This window comes from Candidatus Pelagibacter sp. HIMB123 (genome assembly GCF_052048195.1).
Lineage (GTDB): Bacteria > Pseudomonadota > Alphaproteobacteria > Pelagibacterales > Pelagibacteraceae > Pelagibacter.
In genome coordinates this window covers 1-25,721 of the sequence record NZ_JBNAIL010000014.1, presented here as the reverse complement: position 1 = coordinate 25,721, position 25,721 = coordinate 1, and the positions used below count along the sequence as shown (strand labels likewise).

At 28.9% G+C, this 25,721-nt stretch carries 28 protein-coding genes; 13 read left to right on the top strand and 15 right to left on the bottom strand.

Features of this window, described 5'->3' with window-relative positions; all coding sequences use genetic code 11:
• Positions 1 to 2 precede the first annotated feature (2 nt).
• On the bottom strand, positions 3 to 890 hold the full coding sequence (locus tag ACTTBL_RS03915; protein WP_440643703.1) for a hypothetical protein: 888 nt from the start codon (positions 888 to 890) through the stop codon (positions 3 to 5).
• Positions 891 to 922: 32 nt separating this feature from the next.
• Entirely contained in the window at positions 923 to 1,210 is a 288-nt protein-coding gene (locus tag ACTTBL_RS03910) for a DUF1330 domain-containing protein (protein ID WP_440643702.1), read from the bottom strand.
• Between the two features lie 43 nt (positions 1,211 to 1,253).
• Between ACTTBL_RS03910 and ACTTBL_RS03905 the strand changes: the two genes are divergently transcribed.
• Positions 1,254 to 1,577, top strand: a complete 324-nt coding sequence (locus tag ACTTBL_RS03905) for a c-type cytochrome (RefSeq protein ID WP_440643701.1) — start codon at positions 1,254 to 1,256, stop codon at positions 1,575 to 1,577.
• A gap of 8 nt (positions 1,578 to 1,585) precedes the next feature.
• On the opposite strand, the gene puuE is transcribed toward ACTTBL_RS03905, so the two are convergent.
• The 4 genes from puuE to uraD are packed head-to-tail and all read right to left on the bottom strand — an operon-like array spanning position 1,586 to position 4,450.
• The gene (gene puuE, locus ACTTBL_RS03900) at positions 1,586 to 2,485 is read right to left on the bottom strand and encodes an allantoinase PuuE (protein WP_440643700.1); all 900 of its coding nucleotides are present in this window, start codon (positions 2,483 to 2,485) and stop codon (positions 1,586 to 1,588) included.
• Positions 2,482 to 2,973 carry an ureidoglycolate lyase gene (locus ACTTBL_RS03895; RefSeq protein ID WP_440643699.1) on the bottom strand — a complete coding sequence of 164 codons (492 nt, stop codon included), beginning with the start codon at positions 2,971 to 2,973 and terminating at the stop codon, positions 2,482 to 2,484. The genes puuE and ACTTBL_RS03895 overlap by 4 nt, the downstream gene beginning before the upstream one ends.
• Entirely contained in the window at positions 2,970 to 3,956 is a 987-nt protein-coding gene (gene alc / locus ACTTBL_RS03890) for an allantoicase (RefSeq protein ID WP_075505192.1), read from the bottom strand. Before alc ends, ACTTBL_RS03895 begins: the two co-directional genes overlap by 4 nt.
• A complete protein-coding gene (uraD, locus tag ACTTBL_RS03885) occupies positions 3,953 to 4,450 on the bottom strand; it encodes a 2-oxo-4-hydroxy-4-carboxy-5-ureidoimidazoline decarboxylase (protein WP_440643698.1) in 498 nt (165 codons plus the stop codon). Before uraD ends, alc begins: the two co-directional genes overlap by 4 nt.
• A gap of 47 nt (positions 4,451 to 4,497) precedes the next feature.
• Here uraD and uraH point away from each other — a divergent pair, with 47 nt between their 5' ends.
• Genes uraH through ACTTBL_RS03855 form a run of 6 tightly spaced genes read left to right on the top strand, consistent with a single transcriptional unit; the run spans position 4,498 to position 10,510 of the window.
• Entirely contained in the window at positions 4,498 to 4,848 is a 351-nt protein-coding gene (uraH, locus tag ACTTBL_RS03880) for a hydroxyisourate hydrolase (protein WP_023854712.1), read from the top strand.
• Positions 4,849 to 6,285: a xanthine dehydrogenase small subunit gene (xdhA, locus tag ACTTBL_RS03875; protein WP_440643697.1), complete on the top strand. Its 1,437-nt coding sequence runs from the start codon at positions 4,849 to 4,851 to the stop codon at positions 6,283 to 6,285.
• Positions 6,286 to 8,589: a xanthine dehydrogenase molybdopterin binding subunit gene (gene xdhB / locus ACTTBL_RS03870; protein WP_440643696.1), complete on the top strand. Its 2,304-nt coding sequence runs from the start codon at positions 6,286 to 6,288 to the stop codon at positions 8,587 to 8,589. It abuts the gene before it with no gap.
• A 1-nt stretch (position 8,590) separates the two neighbouring features.
• The gene (locus tag ACTTBL_RS03865; RefSeq protein ID WP_440643695.1) at positions 8,591 to 9,061 is read left to right on the top strand and encodes a nucleoside deaminase; all 471 of its coding nucleotides are present in this window, start codon (positions 8,591 to 8,593) and stop codon (positions 9,059 to 9,061) included.
• Complete coding sequence (locus ACTTBL_RS03860; protein ID WP_440643694.1) at positions 9,061 to 9,969, top strand: urate hydroxylase PuuD; 909 nt, start codon at positions 9,061 to 9,063, stop codon at positions 9,967 to 9,969. The genes ACTTBL_RS03865 and ACTTBL_RS03860 overlap by 1 nt, the downstream gene beginning before the upstream one ends.
• A 16-nt stretch (positions 9,970 to 9,985) precedes the next feature.
• On the top strand, positions 9,986 to 10,510 hold the full coding sequence (locus ACTTBL_RS03855) for a phosphoribosyltransferase (protein ID WP_440643693.1): 525 nt from the start codon (positions 9,986 to 9,988) through the stop codon (positions 10,508 to 10,510).
• Positions 10,511 to 10,561: 51 nt separating this feature from the next.
• Here ACTTBL_RS03855 and ACTTBL_RS03850 read toward each other — a convergent pair whose 3' ends face one another.
• The 5 genes from ACTTBL_RS03850 to ACTTBL_RS03830 form a co-directional block, all read right to left on the bottom strand.
• A complete protein-coding gene (locus ACTTBL_RS03850) occupies positions 10,562 to 11,632 on the bottom strand; it encodes a BMP family ABC transporter substrate-binding protein (protein WP_145596867.1) in 1,071 nt (356 codons plus the stop codon).
• Positions 11,633 to 11,710: 78 nt separating this feature from the next.
• Positions 11,711 to 12,631, bottom strand: coding sequence for an ABC transporter permease (locus ACTTBL_RS03845; protein WP_440643740.1), 921 nt, complete (start codon positions 12,629 to 12,631; stop codon positions 11,711 to 11,713).
• A gap of 8 nt (positions 12,632 to 12,639) precedes the next feature.
• Positions 12,640 to 13,704: an ABC transporter permease gene (locus ACTTBL_RS03840; protein ID WP_168189256.1), complete on the bottom strand. Its 1,065-nt coding sequence runs from the start codon at positions 13,702 to 13,704 to the stop codon at positions 12,640 to 12,642.
• A complete protein-coding gene (locus ACTTBL_RS03835; RefSeq protein WP_440643692.1) occupies positions 13,701 to 15,191 on the bottom strand; it encodes an ABC transporter ATP-binding protein in 1,491 nt (496 codons plus the stop codon). The genes ACTTBL_RS03840 and ACTTBL_RS03835 overlap by 4 nt, the downstream gene beginning before the upstream one ends.
• A gap of 3 nt (positions 15,192 to 15,194) precedes the next feature.
• The gene (locus ACTTBL_RS03830) at positions 15,195 to 15,785 is read right to left on the bottom strand and encodes a nucleoside deaminase (protein ID WP_440643691.1); all 591 of its coding nucleotides are present in this window, start codon (positions 15,783 to 15,785) and stop codon (positions 15,195 to 15,197) included.
• Between the two features lie 125 nt (positions 15,786 to 15,910).
• Here ACTTBL_RS03830 and ACTTBL_RS03825 point away from each other — a divergent pair, with 125 nt between their 5' ends.
• Positions 15,911 to 16,216: a hypothetical protein gene (locus ACTTBL_RS03825; RefSeq protein WP_075505181.1), complete on the top strand. Its 306-nt coding sequence runs from the start codon at positions 15,911 to 15,913 to the stop codon at positions 16,214 to 16,216.
• Positions 16,217 to 16,353: 137 nt separating this feature from the next.
• Positions 16,354 to 17,676 (top strand): uracil-xanthine permease family protein, encoded by a 1,323-nt coding sequence (locus ACTTBL_RS03820; protein WP_075536546.1) that lies wholly within the window; start codon positions 16,354 to 16,356, stop codon positions 17,674 to 17,676.
• Positions 17,677 to 17,723: 47 nt separating this feature from the next.
• On the opposite strand, the gene ACTTBL_RS03815 is transcribed toward ACTTBL_RS03820, so the two are convergent.
• The gene (locus ACTTBL_RS03815; RefSeq protein ID WP_440643690.1) at positions 17,724 to 18,170 is read right to left on the bottom strand and encodes an Hsp20 family protein; all 447 of its coding nucleotides are present in this window, start codon (positions 18,168 to 18,170) and stop codon (positions 17,724 to 17,726) included.
• A 102-nt stretch (positions 18,171 to 18,272) separates the two neighbouring features.
• On the bottom strand, positions 18,273 to 20,348 hold the full coding sequence (locus ACTTBL_RS03810; RefSeq protein ID WP_440643689.1) for a S9 family peptidase: 2,076 nt from the start codon (positions 20,346 to 20,348) through the stop codon (positions 18,273 to 18,275).
• Between the two features lie 15 nt (positions 20,349 to 20,363).
• Here ACTTBL_RS03810 and ACTTBL_RS03805 point away from each other — a divergent pair, with 15 nt between their 5' ends.
• Positions 20,364 to 20,867, top strand: a complete 504-nt coding sequence (locus ACTTBL_RS03805; protein ID WP_075505178.1) for a J domain-containing protein — start codon at positions 20,364 to 20,366, stop codon at positions 20,865 to 20,867.
• On the opposite strand, the gene ACTTBL_RS03800 is transcribed toward ACTTBL_RS03805, so the two are convergent.
• Complete coding sequence (locus ACTTBL_RS03800) at positions 20,864 to 21,826, bottom strand: glycosyltransferase family 9 protein (RefSeq protein WP_440643688.1); 963 nt, start codon at positions 21,824 to 21,826, stop codon at positions 20,864 to 20,866. The genes ACTTBL_RS03805 and ACTTBL_RS03800 overlap by 4 nt on opposite strands.
• Before the next feature lie 49 nt (positions 21,827 to 21,875).
• Here ACTTBL_RS03800 and ACTTBL_RS03795 point away from each other — a divergent pair, with 49 nt between their 5' ends.
• From ACTTBL_RS03795 to ACTTBL_RS03785, 3 genes are read left to right on the top strand one after another with little or no spacing between them, the layout of a single operon-like run.
• Positions 21,876 to 22,760, top strand: coding sequence for a dihydrodipicolinate synthase family protein (locus ACTTBL_RS03795; RefSeq protein ID WP_440643687.1), 885 nt, complete (start codon positions 21,876 to 21,878; stop codon positions 22,758 to 22,760).
• The gene (locus ACTTBL_RS03790) at positions 22,761 to 23,951 is read left to right on the top strand and encodes an SAM-dependent methyltransferase (RefSeq protein WP_075505175.1); all 1,191 of its coding nucleotides are present in this window, start codon (positions 22,761 to 22,763) and stop codon (positions 23,949 to 23,951) included. It abuts the gene before it with no gap.
• Positions 23,952 to 23,979: 28 nt separating this feature from the next.
• A complete protein-coding gene (locus tag ACTTBL_RS03785) occupies positions 23,980 to 25,191 on the top strand; it encodes a hypothetical protein (protein WP_440643686.1) in 1,212 nt (403 codons plus the stop codon).
• A gap of 324 nt (positions 25,192 to 25,515) precedes the next feature.
• Here ACTTBL_RS03785 and ACTTBL_RS03780 read toward each other — a convergent pair.
• On the bottom strand, positions 25,516 to 25,721 hold a 206-nt coding region (locus ACTTBL_RS03780; RefSeq protein ID WP_440643685.1), incomplete at its 5' end, for a DCC1-like thiol-disulfide oxidoreductase family protein.

The window sequence follows — 25,721 nt, the reverse complement described above, 5'->3', positions numbered from 1 at the left end:
TATCAATCTATCCATTCTCTGTATTGTTCTATATTATCAGTTAAAAATTTAGGTAAATTTTGTATCGGATAATTTTCTAATTTGTTCCCACCTAATTTATTTTGTCTTTGATCAGCTGATAAATTATAAACTGCAATTTTATCTTTTATTATTTGATCAATTTGATCAGTAGTTAATGGATTTTTATCAAATTCAATATGATGAAGATATGATTTTAATTTATGTTTTATTTCTTCAGCTGTTTTTAAGTTGGTAAAATGCCATCCACCATTTTTAATTATCTTACAATTAATAAACTTTTTTTCAGAAAAAAATGCATCTAACCTATAAAATGGGTATTTACGATCTTTTATATTTCTTAACCACTGAGGATTTTTAAAATATTTCTTTCTGCAGCCCCTTGACCCTTTCCATGATAAGTTAGGTAATTTTAAATTAAATTTGTAATAAAGCATATCTTGTTCAAACAAAAAAATTTTTTGATTTATTTGATTAAAATCTAAATCATTTAGGTTTGGTATTTCGTCTACATCTGAAATTAAAATAATATCTTCGCTTTCAGCACTTTTTAAACCTTTTTCAATGAAATTTCTTTGACCATTTTCCCTAAAAATTGCATTCATAATCAATTTTCTTGATTTCTCTTTTTCGTTATCATTTGCATTGATACTTTCAATATTTTCTGGGACTTGATCATAAATAAGATAAATGATTTTATCTTTAAATTGTTCAAACTTATTTTGATTAAATTTTAATTCTCTCTTTTCTCCACGATGAGTGAATGTACTTTCCACAATTACAAAATAATCAACGTATTTGTTTAAAATATTTAGCCTAAGATCTAAAATCATTTCCTCGTCAAAATACATAAAACAATCAAATATCTTCATGCTCTTAATTTATAAATTTAAAATTTATTATCTTACATTCCCTCAAAAATTATGTGTTCTCTAGTAGCATTATTTTCCAAATGCGTTCTAGCTTCAACATACTCTTCAGAATTGTAACAATTTTTTGCTGTTTCAATATCTGGAAATTCTGCAAGCGCTACCCTAACCATTTCCCTACCTTCCAAAGTTACATTATTTGCACTTCTCGCTATTATTTTTCCAGAATATTTTTCAACCGCCTCTTTAGCTTTAACGGCATATTTTTTAAGTCTTTCGTCATCTTTTATTTCAGTATAATTTGCAATCCAATAAGCTTTCATAATTCTCCTTTTTAAATTTTTTTAATTATGATACCAAATTTATATGAAAAAATTATTTTTAAATTTCTTTTGTACATCATTATTTTTGATATTTTTATCATTAACCCACGTTAATGCTGATGAATTGTTTAATAAGGGAAAAGAAGTTTTTCTGGGAACTGGAAATTGTGCAGCATGTCATATGCTCTCAGATGCTGGATCGAACGCAATGGTTGGTCCAAATTTAAATGAAATTAGACCTGATATTCAAAGAATTATAATGGCAGTTAGAAACGGTATAGGAGTAATGCCCGCAATGGAGGGTATACTAACTGATGATGAAATAGAAGCAGTTGCTCACTATACTTCTATAGCTGCAGAACAATAATAAAAATTTTAACTATAATTTTTTATCCAATGTTTAGCTATATCTACTCTTTTGCAGATCCAAATATCCTTAAATTTTGTGATGTAATTTAAAAATTTTTTAAGAGACTGTATTCTACCAGGTCTTCCAATTAATCTACAATGTAAGCCGACCGACATCATCTTTGGTGAAGTTTTTCCTTCCTCATAAAGGGCATCAAAACTATCTTTTAAATAATTATAAAATTGTTCACCCGAATTAAATCCTTGACTGGTTGCAAACCTCATATCATTATTATCAAGTGTATAAGGAACCATTAGCTGTTTTTTATTTCCTTTTTTTATCCAATAAGGAAGATCATCACTGTATGTATCGCTACAGTATAAAAAACTACCATTATCAATTACTAAATCTAGAGTATTTTCACTACACCTACCAGTGTACCAACCAGCAGGTTGATTACCAAAAATCTTTTTTATAGATTTTACTGCAAGTTTCATATCATTCTTTTCTTTTTTCTTTGATACATTTTGATAGTCAATCCATCTCCACCCATGACTAGCAACTTCATAGTTTGCTTTTTTTATAGCCGAACAAACTTCTTTATTTCTTTCCAATGCCATACCAACTCCAAAAATAGTAAGTGGAATTTTCTTTTTATTAAATAGATCGTGAATTCTCCAAAACCCTCTTCTTGATCCATATTCATAAATTGACTCCATATTTAAGTGTCGACCTTTAATTGGTTTTGCTCCTATAATTTCTGATAAAAATATTTCTGAAGTTTTATCACCATGAAGAGTACAATTCTCTGCTCCCTCTTCGTAATTAAGCACAAATTGCAAAGCTAACTTAGCATTACCAGGCCACTTTACTTTAACTTTTTGGGAACCATATCCTACCAAATCTCTTGGGTATTTTTTTTTCATTTTTTCAAAATAATTTTATCTTTTTTAAATTTATGAATAACGAGATTGTTTCCTTTTCCTTTTCTATCAACAATTAGGAAATTCATATTTTTCATAGAAATCAACGGAAAGTGCCAAATACCAGCATTGTAATTAACCCCAGTTTGTTTTGGGACTAAAAAGGATTGGATTTTATTTACATCTGGTTTATCTCCTTTTGGTGCTACAAATACTAAAAATTTTGTATCTTCCATAGGTATAAAGGCTTGGCTTCCTAAAGGGTGTTTTTCCATCATATAAATTTTCATAGGAAACCTTCTTTTTTTTGCTTTAAAAATACTAACAATTGCTTTCCCTTTGTTTTTAGATGCATCTACGTTTATCAAATTATCAAATCTTTTTGCATATCCATCATTAATATTTATAGGATTTTTTTTTGACGTATCTATTAATTGACCAAATTTAGAAAAATTTTTTTTAGTAATTTTTTTTGCTTTTATTATTTTCATCTCACAAAATTTCCGAATGCCCTTATTCTTGAAATTCCACCGTCTGGATAGATATTTATTCTAAGATAATTTTCCTTACTTCTCTTAATTAAGAATTTTTTAAAAATATGTTTCTTGTGAGCTGACAGTTTTGACTTATTTAAAATAAACTTCCAATTTTTTGAATTATTGACAATTGATTTATTGGACAGATCTTTTGAAATGCTTGCAGTTTGAATTGAGCAACTATCGGGATAGTTTCCTTTAAAATGATGGGTATCTATCTCTAGTTTTTTTATTAATCCTGGTTTTCCAAATTTTATTATAAGCCAATCAAAGTTTTTTCCTCTACTTCTTCTTGTTTCCCAACCATCTCCCATATTTTTTCCTTTTCCAGGTGCTATGATATTTTCAGCCCTGCCGAAATGTTCATTATTACAACCAATAATTGAAGCGCCATTTAAAACAGATGTAAGGTTGATAGTTTTGTTATTTAAAAAGTTTTTCTCCATTTCAATTTTTCCATAAAGTCTTAGTCTCGCAACTCCACCATCTGGAAAAATGTTTAGTCTTATATAATTAAAAACAGATTTGTTGTTTGATTTGAAGTTATGGTTTCGGCTTGGCCCAAGTTTTTTCTTGCTCAGTAAAGAAATCCATTTTGTTTTCTTATTAGGCTTTGTTTTACTAAAGCAACCCTCCAACGAAGCATGTGTGGGCTGATTTCCATTGAAATGTGTTGTGTCAATGTCGATATCGAATATCTTTCCAGGTTTACCAAGTTTTAAAATTAAATAATCAAAACCTTTTGATCTTCTTCTCCTTGTTTCCCATCCATCCATCCATTTACCATGCTTGTCAAATAATCCATCTTTAAAAACTGGATTTTCGATGTTTAATATTCTATGAGCAGCTGCAAAAAAATCGTCAGTCTTAAATATAACCTTAGTTCCAATTCTTGGATCTGCTAAGTTAATCATTTTTGCACTTATAAATTTTTTCATTTTTTGTTTATTTCATTCAAACGAAAAGTTGCGATTTTTTTTACTTGTTTTTTTGCTTCAAGGAATTCACTTTCTACATCACTTTGTATTCTTTGTCTAAAATTATTCAAAATTTCATTTTTATCTTTACCTTTTACGGCAATTATAAAAGGAAAATTAAACTTTTTTTTATATTCTGCATTTAATTTTTTAAATTCCTCATATTCATCATTAGAACATTGGTTTAATTTTGCAGAGGCTTGTTCTGATATAGATTCAGAGGTCATTTTTTTTGCTATAGCAAGCTCAGGATGAGCATTTAAAATCTCTAAAATTTTATTCTTTTCGTAATTTTCATAAATATCAAGCATTTTAAATACAATATCTTCAAAGTTTTTAAATGGTTTTAACTCAAAAGCTTCCATAGCAACTGACTCAGTTTTCTCAAAAACATTACCAAATATAGACAAAAAATCAGACTTGTTAAGATCGTTAATGTTATCTATTGTTCTCATATAACTTTTAAAAATTTAAGTTTGAAATTAAATGATACTATAATTTTATGACAAAGCTCACAACTCATGTTTTAGATGTGTATTCTGGTAAACCTGGCAAAGGTATCTTGGTTGAGTTGTTTTATATCAATAATTCAGAACGAAAAAAATTAACGTCAACAAAACTCAATGACGATGGTAGAGCTAATTCACCATTAGCAGAGGGAGATGTTTTTATTAAAGGTAAATATGAATTAATTTTTCATATTGGTGATTATTTTAAAAATACATCTTCAGCTAGCGATGTACCATTTTTGGATGATGTTGTTATAAGATTTGGTATTTCAGATCCCTCACAGCATTACCATGTTCCTTTACTTGTTTCACCTTGGAGTTATTCTACTTATAGAGGTAGTTAAGTGATATCGAGTTCTGTTAAATTTCTATTAAATGACAAGCTTATAGTAATCAAAAATCCCGATCCAAATCAAACGTTACTTAATTATATTAGAACTGAATTAAAAAAGACCGGAACTAAAGAAGGATGTTCGGAGGGTGGTTGTGGTGCATGTACAATTGTTTTGGGTGAATTAGTCGATAATAAAATTGTATATAAAGCAATTAATTCTTGCATTTCATTTGTCCCCTCATTGAATGGCAAGCAACTTATAATTGTGGAGGATTTAGTTTCTGAAAATGGAAAACTTCACCCAGTGCAAGATGCGATGGTAAAATTTCATGGTTCACAATGTGGTTTCTGTACGCCAGGATTTGTCATGTCTTTATTTTCAATGTTTAAAAATAATAAAAGTCTCAATAATGAATTAATAACAGACTCTATATCAGGTAATTTATGTCGTTGTACTGGTTATAGACCTATAATTGATGCTGCCAAAAGTTTAAATAAGATAAACAAGAATGATCAATTTTCTAAAAATAAAAATAAAGTTATTCAGCAATTAAAAAAAATTAAACCGAAAAATGTTTATATTAAAAAAGATGATAAAATTTATTTTTCACCAAAAAATATTAAAGATTTAAAAGGTATAATTAAAAAACATTCTAACTTTAGTTTTCTTGCTGGTGGAACTGACTTATCTTTAAAAGTTACAAAAGAAAGAAAAGAAATTCCTTTTATAATTGATTTAAAAGAAATTAATGAATTAGATTTTATAAAAGTAAGTAAAAATTATTTAGAAGTTGGTTCTGCTACACCTTTAATAAAATTTGAAAAAGAAATTAAAAAATATTATCCAGATTTTTATTTGGTTCTAAAAAGATATGGCTCTGTTCAAATTCGAAATGTTGGAACTATAGGTGGCAACATCGCAACAGCATCTCCAATTGGTGACTCACTGCCAGTTCTATTATCTTTAAATGCAGAGGTTTTAATTGAAAGTTTTAACAAAAGAAAAGTGATATCTTTAAATCATTTTTTTCTTGATTACAGAAAAACTAAATTAAAAAACAATGAATTTATACACTCAATAAAAATACCATTATTTAAAAAAAATATTTTTAAGGCATTTAAGATCTCAAAAAGATTTGATGATGATATTTCATCTGTTTGTGGATCTTTTAATTTTGAGATTAATAATAATAAAATTAAAGAGGTTTATATTGCATATGGAGGCATGGCCGCTGTACCAAAAAGAGCTAAAGCATGTGAAAAAATTCTTAAAAATAAGCCTCTTACTATCAATACTTTTGATCAAGCAAAAAAATATTTAGAAAAAGATTTAAGTCCTATTGGAGACATGAGAGCTAGTAAAGAATACAGATTAGAGATAGCAAAAAATTTATTGATGAAATGTTTTGTAGAAATAAATTCTAATAAGTTATCAAGAGTAAATTAAATGAGCAAAGATAACTACATCGAAGAAATAAGACCACACGATAGTGCCTACAAGCATGTGAGTGGATATGCAGAGTACACTGATGATATTAATGAGCCAAAAAACACAATTTATGGTGCTATTGGTTTAAGCAAAAAAGCTCATGCAATAATTAAAAGTATAGACTTAACCGAGGTAAAAAAAAGTGAAGGAGTGATATCAATAGTTACTCAAAGAGATATCCCTGGTAGGAATGATGTGGGTCCAGTTTTTGATGGTGATCCAATTTTTCCAGAAAAAAAAGTTGAGTTTTTTGGTCAGCCATTATTTGCTGTTGCTGCTACAACTACAGAACTTGCTAGAAAGGCAGTATTAAAAGCCAAAATTACATATAAAGATTTAAAACCTGTTATTACAATTAAAGAAGCTTTAAACAAAAGGCAATTTTTATTTAAACCTAGAAAAATTAAAAAAGGCAATCCTTTTAAAAAAATAAAAAATTCAAAAAATAATTTAAAAGGAAATTTCACAACTGGAAGCCAAGAGCACTTTTATTTAGAGGGCCAGGCAGCTTTTGTTGTTCCTAAAGAAGACGATAATTTTTTAGTTTATAGCTCAACACAACATCCATCGGAAACTCAACAATTAATTGCAAAAATGTTTAATCAAAAAAGTAATTCTATAAATGTTGAAGTTAGAAGAATTGGAGGTGGTTTTGGTGGAAAGGAAACAAATTTTATGACTGCATGCATTTGCGCGTTGTTAGCAAAAAAATCAGGGCAACCAGTTAAATTAAGATTAGATAGAGATGATGATATAATTTTAACCGGTAAGAGACATGAATTTTTATCTGAATATGAAGTTGGTTTTAATGATCAAGGTATCATTGAAGGGTTAAAATTAAATTTATCTTCTAATTGTGGAATGTCACCCGATTTATCAGCAGCAATAAACGAGAGAGCTTTGCTTCATGTAGACAATGCATATTATATTTCAGATATCGAGGTAACAAATAATTTATGTAAAACAAATATTCCAACCTCAACTGCATTTAGAGGTTTTGGTGGAAATCAAGGGATGATGGCTATAGAAAATATTATAGATAATATTGCAAGGTACCTAAAAAAAGATCCTATAGAAGTCAGAAAGAAAAATTTTTATCAAAAAGATAAAAGGAATGTAACTCATTACGGAATGACAGTTGAAGATAATGTCATTAATGAAATATTTAAAAATTTAGAAATTAAATCTAATTACAAGAAAAGATATTTCGATATAAGAAAATTTAACGAAAAAAATAAATTTAAAAAGAAGGGTATAGCTATTACACCTTTAAAATTTGGTATTTCATTTACAACAATTCATTTAAATCAAGCTGGAGCCTTAGTTCATATTTACACAGATGGAAGTGTTCATTTGAATCATGGAGGAATTGAAATGGGTCAGGGGACACACACAAAGATTGCTCAGTTGGTAGCAAATTCATTAGGATTACCATATAATTTAGTTCATATCTCATCAACAAATACAGCCAAGGTTCCAAATACTTCAGCTAGCGCAGCTTCATCAACTACAGACCTTAATGGAGCAGCAGCGTTAAATGCAGTAGCAAAGATTAAATTAAATTTAGAAAAATTTATTAAGAAAAAATATAAGATCTATAATCAAGAGGCAGTCTATAAAGATCAATATATAATATTTGGAAATAGACAATTTAAATTTAAAAGCATAATTCAAGAGGCATATTTAAATAGAATTTCTCTTTCATCATCAGGCTTCTATTCAACACCAAAAATTAATTTTGATAAAAAAAAATTTAGAGGAAGACCTTTTTATTACTTTTGTTACGGAGCAGCTGTTTCGGAAGTAACTGTAGATACATTGACGGGTGAAAACATACTGGAAAGAGTGGATATCTTACATGATGCTGGTAAACCAATAAATCCAGCACTAGAACTGGGCCAGATAGAGGGTGGTTTTGTACAAGGACAAGGTTGGCTTACAATAGAGGAATTGAAGTGGAAATCAGATGGTCAGATAACAACTTTTTCTCCATCGACTTACAAAATACCTGCAGTAAGTGATATTCCAAAAAAATTTAATGTAGAAATTTTTAAAGAAGGATTAAATAAAGAAAAAGTTGTTAATAAAGCAAAAACAACTGGTGAACCTCCTTTAATGCTAGCCATGAGTGTTTTTTATGCAATTAAAGATGCAGTTGCTTCAATTGGAAATTACCAGTTTACACCTGAACTTAATGCACCTGCAACACCTGAAAGAATTTTAATGAGTATTAACAAAATTAAAAATAAAATAAAAAATTAAAATGGAAGGTAAAAAAAAATTTATGGCAAAAGCTATTGAACTTTCAATAAATAGTGCAAATACTATTGGGGGTCCCTTTGGAAGTGTTATAGTTAAAAATGATAAGATTATTGCAGAGGGCTCAAATAAAGTTACTTCTTCAAATGATCCGACTGCTCATGGAGAAATAGTAGCAATTCGAGAAGCCTGTAAAAACTTAAATACTTTTGATCTTTCTGGATGCGAGATTTATACTTCCTGTGAACCTTGTCCGATGTGTCTTTCAGCGATTTATTGGTCAAGGTTAGATAAAATATATTACGCAAATACTAGAGAGGATGCGAAAAATATAGATTTCGATGACTCGTTTATTTATACAGAAATTCCAAAAAAAATTGATGATAGGAAAATTAAAATGGTACAAATGCTTAGAGATGAAGCTTTAAAAGCATTTGAAATTTGGGATAAAAAAGTAGATAAAATAAAATATTGATGGAATTTTTACCTTATACAATAAAATGGTTAGAAGTTATTCTAAGATGGGGCCATGTATTATTTGCTATATTATGGGTAGGTAATAGTTTTTTATTTAATTACTTAGATAATAATTTAAATAAAAATATAACGAGTGATGATATCGATGGTGAAGGATATCTGATGCATTCAGGTTTTTTTTACAAACTTTCGAGGTTAAAAACATCTCCACCTCAGGATTACTTAAATAGATTAGTAATCTTCAAATGGCAAAGTTACTTAACCTTTGTAACTGGAATGTTGCTGTTAGTTGTAATTTACTATTATAACGCTGGTGTATTGATGGTTGATAAGCGTGTTCTCTTAATACCCCCTAGTTATGCAATTATTATCTCACTTTTATCGTTAATTATTTCTTGGTTTGTTTACGATCTTTTATGTAAATCAAAATTAATTGAGAATAATGTTTTATTTATATCCACAGGAATAATTTTGCTAGCAATAGTATCATTTGGACTTACAAAATTATTTGGACCGAAATTTGCAATTTTAAGTGTTGGATTAATTATTGGATCCAATATGTTTGGTAATGTTTTCACAGTAATTATCCCCAATCAAATGAACATAATTAGTAGCAGCGAAAGAGGTGAAAAATTTGATATGAGCTTATCTTTAGCAGCTAAACAAAGATCAATTCACAATAATTATTCAACTTTTTTAGTTTTGTTTATAATGCTTTCTGGGCATTCGAGCTTTTTAGTTTATCATCAATATAATTGGTTAATATTATGTGCAATTGCAGTTATTTCTGGTGTAGCAAGACATTATTTTAATTTAAGAGGAAGAAACATTCATAGGTTGTATATTTTAATTTCTTCAATAATAGCACTTATCGTTCTTGCAGTTTTAGTTTTATTATTTAAATAACTAGATATAAAAAATTATGTCTGAAAAAATGATTGTCAGCTGGGACGAGTATAACAAAACTGTTGAGAAACTAGCAATCCAAATTGATGAGAGCGGATATAAACCAACAATACTAGTTGGCATCATGCGTGGAGCAGCGCCGATGATAGATGTTTTAAGCAGAATTTTTAAATTAAAATGTGCGTATCTTGCAGTCGAATCTTACAGTGGTAAGGGAGTAGAGGATGAGCAGGGAGACATTGTATTTTCAAGAGAAATGAGTTCGATAGCACCTAATATGGGCGGAAAAATACTTTTATGTGATGATTTATCTGACACAGGAATTACTTTTAACAAAAGTATAGATTGGTTAAAAAAATACGAACCCATAAAGGATAAAATAGAGGATATTAAAACCGCAACATTATTTAAAAAAAAGAAATCAACATTTGAGCCAGACTTCTGTGCTAATAAACTTCCTGATAATCCTTGGATAGTACAACCCTTCGAAATTTATGAAGAATTAAGGATCGAAGAAATCAAAAAAAAACATCAGATATAAAAAAGGCCAGTTAAAAAACCGGCCTTTTAAATTTTTTAAATTGAAAATTGATTACTTAGGTATATCTCCTTCAACACCTTTAACGTAAGTCATCATTCCTGCAAGCATTCCATCATCTGCAGTTTTTCCTTCTGCTACCATTAAATTACCTTTCTGGTCATAAATTGGTCCAGTGAAAGAATGAACTTTGCCAGATGCTAAATCTGCTTGAAGTTTTTTAACTTTTGATCTTAGGTCAGCTGGCATTTGTGAATCTAAATCTGATATCACAACCATACCATCTCCAATACCATGCCAAGTATCTTTTTGATTCCATGTACCGTTCGCAACAGCTTTTACTCTGTCCACGTAATATGGCCCCCAATTGTTTTCAACTGAAGTCAATACAGCTTTAGGAGCAAACTTGTCCATATCACTTGCTTGTCCAAAAGCATAAACTCCAGCTTTTTCAGCCATTTGAACAATAGCAGTACTATCTGTATGTTGAGCAATTACATCAGCACCTTGATCGATTAAAGCTTTTGCTGCCTCTGCTTCTTTACCTGGATCGTACCAAGTGAAAGCCCAAACAATTTTAGTTTTAATATTTGGGTTAACTTTTTGAGCCGCTAAAGTAAATGAATTGATACCTCTGATAACTTCAGGAATTGGAAAAGATGCAACATAACCAATAACATTTGATTTTGTCATAGTTCCAGCAATTGTTCCTAAAATAGTTCTACCTTCATAGAATCTAGCTGCGTATGTTGAGACATTTGCATGTTCTCTTTTGTATCCAGTAGCATGTTCAAATTTTACATTTGGAAACTCTTTTGCAACTTTGTTAGTTGGATTCATGTATCCAAAACTAGTTGTAAAGATAATGTCATGACCAGAATTAGCTAATTGTCTAAGAACCCTCTCAGCATCAGCACTTTCTGGAACACCTTCTACGTAAGTTGTTTTAAATCCGGCAGCTTCAACAGCTTTTCTACCTACATCATGCTGATAAGTCCATCCATGGTCACCAGTTGGACCAATATAAACGAATGCTGCTTTCACATCCTTTGCTATTGCAGCTACAGTCAATGTAAACAATAAAACTAAAGAAGAGACGAAAGAACGAATAAATATTTTATGCATAAATTTATTTCCCCTTTTGATTTTTTAATAAAATTTAATCTAGATTAAATTATCTAAAAAAAAATAATTATTTTTGAATTAATTGTCTTTATGAAAAGATTTCCCCAGAGAACTAGGAGTACTTAGCCTAATTTTTCTACTATCACGAGAAATTACAACTAAAACTATTATTGTAACGATGTAAGGTAGAGCTGTTAAAAATTGCACAGGAATTCTTACTCCAATTGCTTGCATATGAAATTGAATGATTGTTAGCCCACCAAAAATCATAGCACCTATCAAAATTTTAATTGGATTCCATGTTGAGAAAACCACCAGAGCTAATGCGATCCAACCTCTTCCGCCTGTCATATTTTCAATCCACTGCGGAGTATAAATCATTGATAAATATGCACCAGCAAGTCCACTCATTGCACCTCCGTAAAGAATACATAAATAACGAACTAACCTTACTTTTATTCCTTGATTAGATGCTGAAACAGGAGAGTCTCCCACAGCTCTTACTATTAATCCTATTTTTGTTTTTTTTAAAAAATAGTTAGTCATGAACGGTAGAGCAAAAGCAAAATAAAAAACAATTGAATGTCCAAATAATATTGGACCTATAAGTGGTATTGTATCTTTTAAACTTTCAAATAAAACAGGAAATTCTTTTCCAGGAATACCTACAAAATTTTTTCCTATCATCGCTGATATTCCAATTCCAAATATAGTAAGCGCTAAGCCAGTAGCGACATGATTTGTGATTAATGTTTGTGTCAGGAATGCAAAAATAGTTGAGATTAAAACTCCAGCTAACATTGCTCCAAAAATTGCAATAATTAAACTTCCTGTAACGGTCATTAATGCGAAACCTGAAATAGCACCAATGATCATCATTCCTTCAACACCAAGGTTTAAAACTCCAGACCTTTCTGTAATCAGTTCACCACAAGAAGCTAAAATCAAAGGCACAGCAGAAGCCATGATTGATGCAATTATCAGTCCAATAAAATTTATATCGATGATCATTTTTTTGAGCCTATAAATTTAATTTTGAAAAAAAGTAAATAATCTGACGCAAGAAGAAAAAATAAAATCATTCCTTGAAAAACCTGGCCAGTATATTTTGGAATTTGCATAAATATTTGAGCTGTTTCGGCACCCAGATAAGTTATTGCAACAACTAAAGATGCAAAAATTATTCCGACAGGATGTAAACGGCCCAAAAACGCTACAATTATTGCAGTAAAACCATAATCTGGAGAAATTTCTCTATGAAGTTGTCCAATAGGTCCAGTTATTTCTCCAACTCCGGCTAAACCTGCGCAAGCACCACTTATTAAAAAAACGAGGATGATCATTTTTTTACCTTTGTAACCAGCATATTTTGCAGTCTTTAAACTAAAACCTGAAACTTTCATTTGGAACCCTAAATATGTTTTATAAAAAACAAACCAACTGACAATCACTGCAGCCAAAGCTAAAAATATTCCGGCGTGAATTCTTAGTCCTTCAAATAATAACGGAAGTTTAGCAGAGTCACTGAACTGTCTGGTTTCAGGAAAATTAAATCCTTCTGGATTGCTCCAAGGACCAACAACAAGATAGTCCAAAATTAATTTTGAAACATATACCAACATAAGACTTACTAATATTTCATTTGTATTAAAGTAAGTTTTTAAAATTGCCGGTATTGATGCATACAGCATACCACCAATTGCACCAGCTAAAATTACTATTGGAAGAATATAAAATCCTTCTTGCTCATAAAATAATAATGCTACTCCTCCAGAAACTATCGCCCCAAAAGTTAATTGACCTTCAGCTCCAATATTCCAGTTATTACTTTTAAAACAAAATGATAAACCGATTGCTATTAAACAAAGCGGTGTAGCTTTTAATAGTAATTCGCTGAAACCATATTTATCTGCAATTGGAACTATGAAAAAAAATTTAAGCGCTTCAAATGGTTTAAAACCTAAAATAAAAAAAATCAAACCTCCCGCTACTAATGTTAGAAAAATAGCTAACACAGGTGTAAAGAAAAAAATAGCTCTTGATGGTTGATCTCTTTTTACGATTTTGATCAATTTGCTCCTCCCATTAGTATCCCAAGTTTTTCAGAGGTTACTTCTTCAGCATTCATAATTTTTGACAATTTTCCTTTATGAATTACTGAAATTTTGTCACTTAATTTTAATAACTCATCAGTGTCTGTAGATATTAATATAATTGATTTATTTTGTTCATTGATTTTAATCAATGTTTCGTGGATATAATTTATCGCTCCAACATCTAAACCCCAAGTTGGATTAAAGCAAATTAATAAATCTGGAGATGTTATTAACTCTCTTCCAATAATTAATTTCTGCAGATTTCCTCCGGACAAAAATTGGCTTTTTAATTCAATGTTGTCTGTATTTACATTAAAATCTGAAATTATTTTTTTTGAATGCTCTTTAATTTTGTTTTCGTTTATTAATCCATTATTAAAAAAATTTGATGATTTAAAATTGTTTAGAGCCACATTTTCAAAAATTTTCATTTGAGGAATTGCAGCCTGCTCAAGCCTATCTTCTGGAGAAAAGGCCATCAAATATTCTCTTCTCTCTTGAGGATTTAAATCTCCTATGTAATTATTATTAAATTCTATACAATTCTTGTCTGATATAATTTCACCACTTAATACTTGAAATAATTCACTTTGACCGTTTCCTGATATACCAGCAATTCCCAAACACTCCCCTCGATTAACAGAAAAATTAATATCGATTAAATTTGTCTCAAAAGGATCTTCACTTGTAAAATCAAGATTAGTTATTTTAATTAATTGATCTGATGAAGTTTTTGCTTTTTTTTTCTTAATTGTTTTTAGGTTTTGACCTACCATTTTGTTGGCAAGTGACTCAATATTTTCACTCTTTATTTCACTTACAGAAACTAACTTTCCTCTTCTCATTACAGCAACTTCATCACAAAGCTGCATAACTTCCTTTAATTTATGTGTTATATAAATAATTAAAATTCCTTCTTCTGAAAATTTTTTCAAAGATAAGAACAATTCACTTGTTTCTTGTTCTGTTAATACAGATGTTGGCTCATCCATAATTAAAACTTTTGGATTTCTTATTAGACATCTTATTATTTCCACTTTCTGTTTTTGACCTGCTGACAGATTTAGAACAGGAATATCAAGATCAATTGAAAAATTGTATTTTTTCATAATTGAATCAATTTTTTCTCTTAAACTTTCCCTTTGTTCATCTGAGTCTATTATTAAGTTTTCAAATACGGACAAAGTTTCAAAAAGATTAAAATGTTGGAATACCATTCCAATATCATTTTTTTTTGCATCTAATGGCGAATTGAGCTTTAGATTATTTTTATTTAAATAAATTTCACCTTCATCAGGAAGGATGACGCCCGATAGAATTTTAACCAGTGTAGATTTTCCTGCACCATTTTCTCCAAGAAGAGCATAAATTTTACCACTATTAAACTCTAGCGAAACATTATCGTTTGCAACACACCCAGGATATATCTTTGTTACGTTTGAAATTTTAAGGTTTGTATTCATTACTTAGTTTAATGGTATAGAATTTTCATGTTTATTTTCTTGGTATTGATTTGATAAAGCTTGATATTTTTTTTTAATTTCGTCTAATTGTTTTAAAATATCTTCTTTTTTTGAAGTAGGTAAATTCTCAATAAGTAAATTTATATTATGACTTTTCCAATAGGAATTTTCTTTATTATATTCTCCATCGTTAATTTTAAATACTTCTTTGAGTATATTTAAATCGTGAGGAATTTTAAATTGATCATTTGTTTCAGTATAGGGAAACACATAATAAAAATTATCAAATCCAGAAAAAGTAATCCCACTCAAGCACATGCTACAAGGCTCATGTGAACTTAAGAAGATGCAGTCTTTTTCATTTGGTCTTGTATTTGCATCTAATTCATAAAATTTTTTAAGAGTATGCATTTCTCCATGCCACAATGGATTTTCTATTTCATTGTTTGTGTCTGCAACTACAAGCGATAAATCATCTTTTTTAATTATTGCTGCACCAAATATTTTACTACCTCTAGCAACACCTTGTTCAGTTAAGGGTAAAATTTCTTTTGAAAATATATTTAATATTTTTTCTAGGGCTTTTTCATTCATATGCTTGAACCATCAAATAAAGAACACAATTGTTACTATAATTAAACTCAAATTAATAAGAAATAAATTATTAATACAACTTTAAAGTTAGTAATTTATTAAACAAAAAATGTTAATTTAAACTTATGACAAAATTAAAATCAGCAGTAAGTCTTCTAATTATCATACTTTTTTTTTCGGGGTGTCAAACTGTTAAAGATAAAACAGATGCTATTGTTGAAAAAGAAAATGAAAAATTAAGTAAATTTCTTGGAAAATCAGCTAGCGAACTTCAGATGGAGCTTGGAAAACCAGACGAAGACTTTAAAAATGCTAAAGGGAACTTTGAGTTTGTTTATAATAGTAAAAAATATCTTGTTCCATGTGAGCGAAGGTTTGAAATAAATTCAGAAAATATAGTTGTGGGTTTTGTTTCAAACGGGTGTTTTTAAATTTATTGGTTGAAATAAATCTGTTCATTATAGGTTTTTTTTACTATTTTAAATAGAGTTATTCTAAACTACTTAGTTTTTTTATATTAATTCATAGTCAGTAATGTAACGTCTAATTAGTTAACGACGGAGGTTATATGGCTTCAAGAAAAACAAAAGTGGGCTCTACAAACAGTCCAGACAAGAAACTTCCATTAAATAAATCCATACCTTTAGGAATTCAGCACGTACTAGCAATGTTTGCTGGTAATATAACTGTTCCTATTATTGTGGCTGGAGTTTTTGGTCAAACGCCGGAACAAAAAATATTTTTGATTCAAATGGCTTTGTTTGTTGCGGGAGTTGCAACAATTATCCAAACAGTTGGATACAAAGAAATTGGTGCAAGACTTCCTATTGTTCAAGGAACCAGTTTTGCATTTATACCAATCATGCTACCATTTAAAGCAGCAGGATTAGGAGCAGTATTTACAGCAGCGTTCATTGGAGGAATTTTTCAAATTTTCATTGGAAAAGTTTTAAAACCAATAAGACATCTATTCCCACCATTAGTCACAGGTATAGTTGTGCTAATGATTGGATTTAGTTTGCTTAAAGTCGGTTTTATGTATGCAGGTGGAGGTGGATGGTTAATGAATAATAAACCTGAAATCTTTGCAAATGCAAATCATTTAACGGTTGCCGCTTCAGTGTTCATAGTTGCTATCTTTTTCAATCTTAGAGGTAAAGGAATGGCTTCTGCAGCTTCAATTTTGATTGGAATAGTAGCTGGCTTCATAGTTGCAGCAGCACTAGGAATGGTTAACTATGGTAAAATTGCATCTGCATCATGGTTTGCATTTCCAATGCCACTTCAATATGGAATTGATTTTGTGCCTGGTGCAATAATTCTAATGTTGTTTATGTCAATTGTTACAACGATTGAAACAATTGGGGACATAAGTGCTACTACAATGGGTGGTGCTAAACGAGAAGCAACGGATAAAGAAATATCAGGTGGAATTATGGCAGATGGTGTTGGTACTGCATTTGGTGCAATATTTAATGCGATGCCAAATACATCCTATTCACAAAATGCTGGACTAGTTGCGTTTACAGGAGTGGTAAGTAGGCACGTTGGAACTATTGCTGGAATAGTATTAGTTCTAATGGGATTATTTCCAAAATTAGGTGGAATAATTGCAGCAATGCCAGAGTCGGTGATTGGTGGAGCAGCAATCATTATGTTTGGTATGATTGTAGCTGCTGGTATTAAATTGATTTCAAGGGCAGAAATGGATCAAAGAAATTTATTAATCTTAGCTCTTTCTTTGTCTTTTGGAATTGGAATGTCATTATTACCAGACTTTGTGAAAAATATTCCAGATTTTGGAATAAGTTTAAAACTACTGTTAACAACTGGACTTATACCTGCTGGATTATTAGCATTTGTTTTAAATGCTATAATGGCAAAGAAATAATTAATTTAAACTTGTGGGGAGAAATCCCCACAAGCAAGGTTTAAGACTTATTTAATTTCAATAAGCTTCTTTTTTTTATGTTCTGGAATTATTCTTTCACAAGATATTGTTAAAAGACCATCTTTAAGCTCAGCACCATTAACTTTTACATCATCAGCTACAGTGAATGATCTTGCGAATTGTCTTTGAGAAATACCTTTATGAATAATTTCTCCATTAACATCACTGTTCTCAGATTTATTAACTTGTTTTGTTCTAACTGTTAATAAATTGTCCTCGAACTCAACCTCAACGTCTTTTTTGCTAAAGCCAGCCAATGCTACTTCAATTGCATAGTTGTCTTTGCCTGTCTTTCGGATGTTGTATGGTGGATAATTTGACTGCATTGTCAAATTCCCATTTCCCAACATATTTTCAAACTGGTCGAACATATCATCAAAACCAATTGAAAAAGGTCTAAGTGAGTTAAATATAGATAGATCCTTACTTGTCATAATATCCTCCTTTTTTAAGCAAGTTTATTTATGCAAGCCCCATTAGGCGACTTACTAGGTTTATATGGGAATTAATTTTTTTTTTTCAAGATTTAAAGTGCACTAAATTTTATTTGAAATTTTTAATGCAAATGCATAGTCAATAGCAATTTCTTCTATTGCCCCATCTCTTCCAGATTTTCCACCATGACCAGCATTCATTTCGGTTTTTAAAAGAAGTAAATTATTATCTGTTTTATAGTCTCTAAGTTTTGCCGTGAACTTTGCAGGTTCATCAAATAGAACCCTATTATCACTTAAACTTGTTGTAATAAAAATATGTGGATAATCCATCTTTTTAATATTGTTGTAAGGCGCATATGAAAAAATATAATCAAAATGTTCTTTATTCTCTTTTGCATTTCCAAATTCGTCAAATTCTCCCACAGTTAACGGTAAAGAATGATCAAGATTTGTTGTTAAAGAATCCACAAAAGGAACAGCCATGATAATTCCTAGAAATAATTCAGGAGATTGATTAACAACAGCTCCCATTAATAATCCTCCAGCAGATCCACCCATGCCAATAATTTTTCCTTTTGAGGTATAATTTTTTTCAATTAAATATTTTGCAGCATAAATATAATCTTCAAAGGTATTTTTTTTGTTTGTTAATTTTCCCTCTTTCCACCACTTCATACCTTTTTCCATACCACCTCTAATGTGAGCTGTGGCCCAAATTATATCTCTATTGATAAGACTTAATCTTGTGGAAGAAAAACTTGGGGACATAGAATTTCCATAAGACCCATATCCATACAATAAAACATTTGCAGACCCATCAATTTTTGTTTTTTTGTGTCTAGTAATTGTTAATGGAACCATTCTTCCGTCATGAGATTTAAACTCAACTCTCTCAACAATATAGTCATCTTTATTATGACCAGATGGGATCTCTTGTTCTTTAACAAGTTCTTTAGATTTTGTTGCTAAATTATATTTAAATACTCTAGAAGGAGTTTTAGGTGATGAGTATCCTAAATGAACTTCATCAGTATTTCTATCTTTTTGAGTTAAGCTTACTCCTGGAACATAAACAGTTTCATCAGAAAAAATTAATTCTTCTTCTATATTTGTAGAAATATTTTTGACAAATAATTTATCTAGTGCATCTGATGTCTCACCACGAATAATCCAATTTTTAAGAAATGTTAATCCACCAATTAAAACTTCATCTTTTGCTGGAATATATGTTTTCCAATTTTGATTTTCTAAATTGTCACAAATATCAATTTTAAAGTCTTCAGCATTTTTATTTGTGTGATTATAAAATTTACCATCCCATGAGTTAACAGAATATAGAACACCTCTTTCTCTTTTAATAATAAGTTTTGGGGATGGATTTAATTCATCTGATTTAAAGTAATATTGCTCTGAAGTATTATGGTCAGAAGTATTTATAAAAAAATATTTTTCATCTGAGCTTTTTCCAATTCCTACTGTAAAAGCCTCGCTTTTCTCCTCAAATATTAATTCATCTTTGCCCTCAAAATCACCTATTCTGTGCCTGTATATTGTTCTTGCTCTATGATTTTCATCAAGTTTAGAATAAAAAATATATTTATCATCCAAACTAAATGTTATTCCCCCGGATGTTTCTGCAATTTCTTTTGAAATAATTTTGTTTGTTTTTATCTCTCTTAAATAAATTGTATAATATTCAGATCCTTTAAGATCTAAAGAGTATCCTAGATATTTATCATTGTTACTTACTTCTAAATCTCCAACTCCAAAATATTCAGTTTTAAGTTTTTCTTTTTCTTTATCTCCATTCCATATTTCCTCAATATTTTCGGAACCAATTTTTTTTCTAAGTTTTATGGAATAATTTCCTTTTGTTGTAGTTTTTGTCCAATACTCATATGTGTGATCTTTATAGGGTAAAGACTCATCATCTAATTTAATTCTTGCTTTAATCTCATCAAATAATTTTTTTTGGATATTTTTTGTATCTTTTAAATGATGCTCTGAGTAAGCATTTTCATCTTCTAAATATTTTTTCACTTCAGGATCTAACTTGCTTTTATCTCTGAGAACTTCCAAAATATTATCTTGATGAATCCAGCTGTAATTGTCTTCCCAATCAATATTGTGACAAGTTTTTATCTCTAGTTTTTTTTTAAGTTGTGGTACTTTCATCTAATAAGGAAATATATGAATATTATTATTTATCTACTTGTAATTTTAGTCATCTTATATTTTTTATTAAGATGGTGGTCAAATATTTCTCCAAAAAAAATGTCCAAAGGAGTAAGACTGGTAACAATTTTATTGTTGGCTTTATTAGCAGTTTTATTTGCTATTGGTGGAAAATTTCTACTCACATTACCATTAACTCTTGCAAGTCTTGCTTTAGTTAAACTTAAAGGTTTATCATTGATACAATTGCTTTCTCTTTATAGACTTATTCAAACTTTGAGGAATTCTGGAAGATTTTCATTTAATCAGTATCAAAATAACAACTCTTCATCATTATCAATATCTGAGGCATATAAAATTTTAAATTTAGATATTAATAAAAAACCAACCAAGGAAGCGCTAAATAAAGCTTATCAAAAAATTCAAAAAAAAATTCACCCAGATATTTCTCCAGAGACTTCAAGATTATCTGCTATTGTTAATGAAGCTAAAGAAATAGTTCTTAAAGATATTTCTTAATTAATTATTGATAATAGTTTTTCATAAATCTTATCTGGATTTATTTTATCTTTACCTTGAGTGTTGTGAGAAACAGTAGTTTCTCCATCAGGAATAATTGGATACATATTTGTATTATAAGAACCATAAATTAATGGTGTGTCTGCCATTAATGTAATTGTTTTAATTCCTAATGCTGATGATAAATGCGAGAAACTTGTATCATTACAAATTGCAACATTGCAATTTTTTATAATAGGTAATGTTTCCTTTATACTGAGATTATCTAAAGCAACACACTTTTCTCTAAATTTTGTATTTAATATTTCCATTAAGATTTTTTGCTCATCTTCATTTTTACCTGTAGCTAAAAAAAACCTACATTTTTTAAAATTTTCTAATCTTTCTATTACGTTTATAAAAGTTTGTGATGGTATTCTTTTTGTTGGGCCAGAGCCACCTATACCCAACAAAATATTAAATTCATCATTTTTTATATTAAAGTTTGCTGCTGATTTTTGAACCAGATCATTATCAATTTGAATTTCTGGATTATCAATAGTTTCGATATTTAAGTATTTTTTTATTATAGCTTTAGCTGGTTCTGTAATGTGTTGATTTTGTTTTTCAAATAACGGGTATTGAAATATTTCTTTAACACCTGCTAATTTAGAAATTAAGTTATATCTCAAAGATGAATTAAAAATAAAAACTTTATCGAAATTATATTTTTTAAGATCACTTGCTAGTTTGAAAAATCCTTTAAAACCATCATGTTTTTGATTTATTTTATTGCCTCTTTCTAAGTGAATTATTTCATCAATATAATTTGTTTGATTTAAAAACTCGTTAGCTTTTGAATTTTCTTTAACCAACAAACTAACAGGCACTCCAAATTTATTTGAAATAGCTCTAATATAGGGTAGGAATATTACTGTATCACCTATACCCATCCTGTTTTGAACAGCTAATATTTTCATAGTTAATTTATAAACTTTACTAATTAATATTTTTATATAAATTTTTACTATGAGTAAAATTAAAGGCATTTATGCGGCTTCAATGTCGATCTTAAATGATGATTTGACGCTTGATATCAAAAAAACCATTCAGCACGCAGAAATGGTTATAGACAATGGTTGTCATGGAGCAGCTATATTTGGAAGTACGGGGCAGGCTCAACTTATACCTGTCTCTGAAAAAATTAATTTGTTAAATCATCTGACTTCAAGCAAACATAAAGAAAAGTATATTATTGGTACTGGTTTAAATTCTTTAGGTGAAACAATTAATTTAATGAGAGTTTCTAAATCTTTAGGTTTCAATAGATTCTTAATTATGCCGCCTGCTTACTATAAATATGGAGATAAAGAAGTAATAGAATTTTATAGCAAAATAGTAGAAGTAATTTCTGATTGTGAAATAGTACTATATAATTTTGAAAAACTCTGTGGTTATAAGTTTAGTATTGAATGTATTGAAGAGTTAGTGAAAAAATATCCAAAAAATATTATTGGTGTAAAAGATAGTTCTTATAATCTTTTTGAAAACTTAAAAATTGATAATTTTTCAGTTTTACCTGGATCAGAATCTAAATTATTTAAAGGACTTCAATTAGGCTGTTCAGGAATTATCACAGCTACATGCAATGCCACTTCTTCATTAGCAAGAAAAGTATATGATGATTTTAATAATGGACAAGACCAGACGGTAAACCAAAATCTTTGTGATGTAAGAGCTGAATTTGAAAAATATAATTTGATTTCAGGTTTACATACATACTTTAGTAAAAAAGAAATATATTATAAAAATCTTTTACCACCACTTAGCATATTAAATACTAAAGATGAATCGGATTTAATCCATAATTTAGAAAAATTAAATTTTTCATTAAAAAATACCGAGGCAGCTTAAATGCAATTAGCTAGATTTTTAAATAATGTTTTTAAAAAAGATGGATTTATATTAGTTGATGCTAATTCAAAAAGTTACATCATTGGAAATCCAAAAAGTGAAAACCCAATAAAAGTTAAAATTTTAAATAAAAATCTTCATTATAAGTTGCTATTTCATCCAGATTTATATTTTGGTGAAGCATATACAGATGGTGAAATAACTATCGAAAATGGGACATTAACTGATTTTTTGGATCTTTCTTTAATGAATTTTGGAAGAGGAGACTTAAATTTTTTTAGCTATTTGATTAATAGATTAAGAGGTTCTTATAGATATTTAACTAACTTTAATTTTATAAAAAAATCTAAGATGAATGTTTCGCATCATTATGATATTTCAGATGATCTTTATGACTTATTTTTAGATCCTAAAAGACAATATTCATGTGCATATTTTAAAAATGAAACAGATACATTGGAAACTGCTCAAAATAATAAAATTCAACATATAATAAAAAAACTTAATATAAAACCAAATCAAAAAGTTTTAGATATCGGATGTGGATGGGGTTCTTTAGCAGTGGATATAGCCAAAAGTGCAAACTGCGAAGTAACAGGTATTACACTTTCAGAAAATCAATTTAATTACTGCAAGAAAAGAGCAAAAGAACTTAATTTAGAAAATCAATTAAACTTTAAGTTAATGGATTATAGAGAGCTCAATGAAAAATTTGATAGAATAGTCAGTGTTGGGATGTTTGAACATGTAGGAAGAAAATTTTATAAAAAATTTTTTTCACAAGTTGAAAAACTTTTAAAAGATGATGGAGTATCATTAATTCATACTATAGGATCAGTAAATCCACCAAGAGATCCACATCCATGGATCACTAAGTATATTTTTCCTGGAGGCTATACTCCAAGTTTAAGTGAGGTAACAACACCAATTGAAAAAGCAGGCTTAATTGTTGCAGATATTGAGGTTTTAAGACTTCATTACTCACATACACTAAGACATTGGAAAGAAAATTGTATTCGAAATAAAGATAAAATAATTCAAATGTTCGATGAAAGATTTTTTAGAATGTGGGAATTTTATCTTGCTGGTTGTGAGATGGCATTTAAATGGGGTGATCAAGTTGTATACCAATTTCAATTAACAAAGAATTATTCTTCCACACCAGTCACAAGAGACTATATTTATCAATAAATAATTGGTAGAAACTAACTCCCTTAAGATGAAAAAAAAGAAAAAAAAATTAAAAAAAAGTATTTCTAAAAACCAAAAAAAAACCAAAAAAAAAGTTAAAAAATTATCTAAAAAGTCAAATAAATTTAAGGTTAAAAATAAATCTGTAAAAAAAATTAATAATCGAAGAAAACAAAAAAAATCAAAGAAACCAAAACAATCTAAAAAAATTTCAAAAAAATCTAAATCTATTGTATCAAAGAAACCAGATTTTCTTTTAAAATTAGTTAACTTTCAAAATTCTTTAAAGCCTGAATTTAAGTTTAGATTAAATTTCGGTTTTGAAAAATATATCCAAGCATTTTTTGATAAAATAGCAGACACAATTTCACAGTATAAAATTCTAAAAAAAGATGAAGCAAGAAGGTTAAAATTAGAAAAACAAGAAAAAGAAAGATTAGAAAAAATTGAAGCTGCAAAAGAAAAGCAAAAAGAGGCTGAATTAAAAGTTAAATTAAAAGAACAAGCTTTAAAAGATGAAATTAGATTAGAAAAACAAAGAACAAAAGAAATAAAACTATTCTTAAGAAAAGAACAAGCTCTTTTAAGAATTGAACAAGCAGAAAAACAAAAGCAATTTTTACAACAATTAAAATTAGATAAACAAATTGAAAAATTTAGAGTTAGAGAGGTTAAAGAATTAGAGAAATTGGAAAAAATTTCTTTAAGAGAAAAGAGAGAGGATTATGCTGGCTTACAACAAAGAATAGAAAAATTAAAAGAAAAATATCGAATTATTAGGGATCAAAAAATTAGAGAAAGAGTAGAGGCTTTAGGAGTTAAAATTCAAGGAGATGAAGATAGAGAGACACTGTTACAAAAAGAAAAAGAATATACTTTAGCTAGACAGAAAATTGAGTTTGCTCTCGAAAGTTTTTATAGAAGTGCTAGCAGTTTAGTATTTCAATTAAACAAAAGACATATAACAAGACATATGTCTATCTTTAGATGTATAGACAGAAGATTTGAAACAGGAGAAATATTTGTTAAATGGGATGAAGCCTTAGATGATGAATGGCTTTTATTAATTTATATAAAAAATAATTCACCAGATGAAGGAATAGTTATTGAAGATAAAACCAATCCAGAAAAAAATATTTCTCATGAGTTTAAAAATAATGAAATATTTAAGGCCTCAGATACCATGGTTGATGCTCTTACGCAGTTAATCGCAAGAAAAAGAGCCAAAAATATCAATTAAATTATCTTACATAATTAAGTATCATTAAGAATGTTACTTTCTTCAACATTAATGATTATTTTGTATCTAATATTAAAATATGTCCTTGCCTGGATAAGGTATTTTAACAGTCTCGACTCTAGATTAGGTCAATCTACATGGCGATGGAGTTATGATTACCCAGTAGTTGGTGAAAGAGATATTTCAGATTTAGATGATAAAATTTTTGTTAGACTGAGGAGGAAAAGAAATAGAGTTATTACTCTCATGTATTCAATATTATTAATTATGTTTTTACTATCCATGTCTTTACTAAGTGAATTTTTAATATTTTTTTTAACATAGTTATTTGAGTTGTTTTTTATTCTTTAAATATAAAAAAAAAGCAACAATTTCGTATCCATATTTAAAGATTGAGAAAATTATTGGAAGTTTAAAAAATTTATATAAAAATTTATATTTTGGAATTTTTTTCCAAACGTAAAGAAATGCCTCCGCACCTTCAATAATTTTACCATTCTCCTTAACATGTAATCTTCTTAATAATTCTT

Coding starts and splice junctions, on each gene's coding strand:
- ACTTBL_RS03915 (WP_440643703.1), bottom strand. CDS start 890: ATGAAGATATTTGATTGTTTTATGTATTTTGACGAGGAAATGATTTTA.
- ACTTBL_RS03910 (WP_440643702.1), bottom strand. CDS start 1,210: ATGAAAGCTTATTGGATTGCAAATTATACTGAAATAAAAGATGACGAA.
- ACTTBL_RS03905 (WP_440643701.1), top strand. CDS start 1,254: ATGAAAAAATTATTTTTAAATTTCTTTTGTACATCATTATTTTTGATA.
- puuE (WP_440643700.1), bottom strand. CDS start 2,485: ATGAAAAAAAAATACCCAAGAGATTTGGTAGGATATGGTTCCCAAAAA.
- ACTTBL_RS03895 (WP_440643699.1), bottom strand. CDS start 2,973: ATGAAAATAATAAAAGCAAAAAAAATTACTAAAAAAAATTTTTCTAAA.
- alc (WP_075505192.1), bottom strand. CDS start 3,956: ATGAAAAAATTTATAAGTGCAAAAATGATTAACTTAGCAGATCCAAGA.
- uraD (WP_440643698.1), bottom strand. CDS start 4,450: ATGAGAACAATAGATAACATTAACGATCTTAACAAGTCTGATTTTTTG.
- uraH (WP_023854712.1), top strand. CDS start 4,498: ATGACAAAGCTCACAACTCATGTTTTAGATGTGTATTCTGGTAAACCT.
- xdhB (WP_440643696.1), top strand. CDS start 6,286: ATGAGCAAAGATAACTACATCGAAGAAATAAGACCACACGATAGTGCC.
- ACTTBL_RS03865 (WP_440643695.1), top strand. CDS start 8,591: ATGGAAGGTAAAAAAAAATTTATGGCAAAAGCTATTGAACTTTCAATA.
- ACTTBL_RS03860 (WP_440643694.1), top strand. CDS start 9,061: ATGGAATTTTTACCTTATACAATAAAATGGTTAGAAGTTATTCTAAGA.
- ACTTBL_RS03855 (WP_440643693.1), top strand. CDS start 9,986: ATGTCTGAAAAAATGATTGTCAGCTGGGACGAGTATAACAAAACTGTT.
- ACTTBL_RS03850 (WP_145596867.1), bottom strand. CDS start 11,632: ATGCATAAAATATTTATTCGTTCTTTCGTCTCTTCTTTAGTTTTATTG.
- ACTTBL_RS03835 (WP_440643692.1), bottom strand. CDS start 15,191: ATGAATACAAACCTTAAAATTTCAAACGTAACAAAGATATATCCTGGG.
- ACTTBL_RS03830 (WP_440643691.1), bottom strand. CDS start 15,785: ATGAATGAAAAAGCCCTAGAAAAAATATTAAATATATTTTCAAAAGAA.
- ACTTBL_RS03825 (WP_075505181.1), top strand. CDS start 15,911: ATGACAAAATTAAAATCAGCAGTAAGTCTTCTAATTATCATACTTTTT.
- ACTTBL_RS03820 (WP_075536546.1), top strand. CDS start 16,354: ATGGCTTCAAGAAAAACAAAAGTGGGCTCTACAAACAGTCCAGACAAG.
- ACTTBL_RS03815 (WP_440643690.1), bottom strand. CDS start 18,170: ATGACAAGTAAGGATCTATCTATATTTAACTCACTTAGACCTTTTTCA.
- ACTTBL_RS03810 (WP_440643689.1), bottom strand. CDS start 20,348: ATGAAAGTACCACAACTTAAAAAAAAACTAGAGATAAAAACTTGTCAC.
- ACTTBL_RS03805 (WP_075505178.1), top strand. CDS start 20,364: ATGAATATTATTATTTATCTACTTGTAATTTTAGTCATCTTATATTTT.
- ACTTBL_RS03800 (WP_440643688.1), bottom strand. CDS start 21,826: ATGAAAATATTAGCTGTTCAAAACAGGATGGGTATAGGTGATACAGTA.
- ACTTBL_RS03795 (WP_440643687.1), top strand. CDS start 21,876: ATGAGTAAAATTAAAGGCATTTATGCGGCTTCAATGTCGATCTTAAAT.
- ACTTBL_RS03790 (WP_075505175.1), top strand. CDS start 22,761: ATGCAATTAGCTAGATTTTTAAATAATGTTTTTAAAAAAGATGGATTT.
- ACTTBL_RS03785 (WP_440643686.1), top strand. CDS start 23,980: ATGAAAAAAAAGAAAAAAAAATTAAAAAAAAGTATTTCTAAAAACCAA.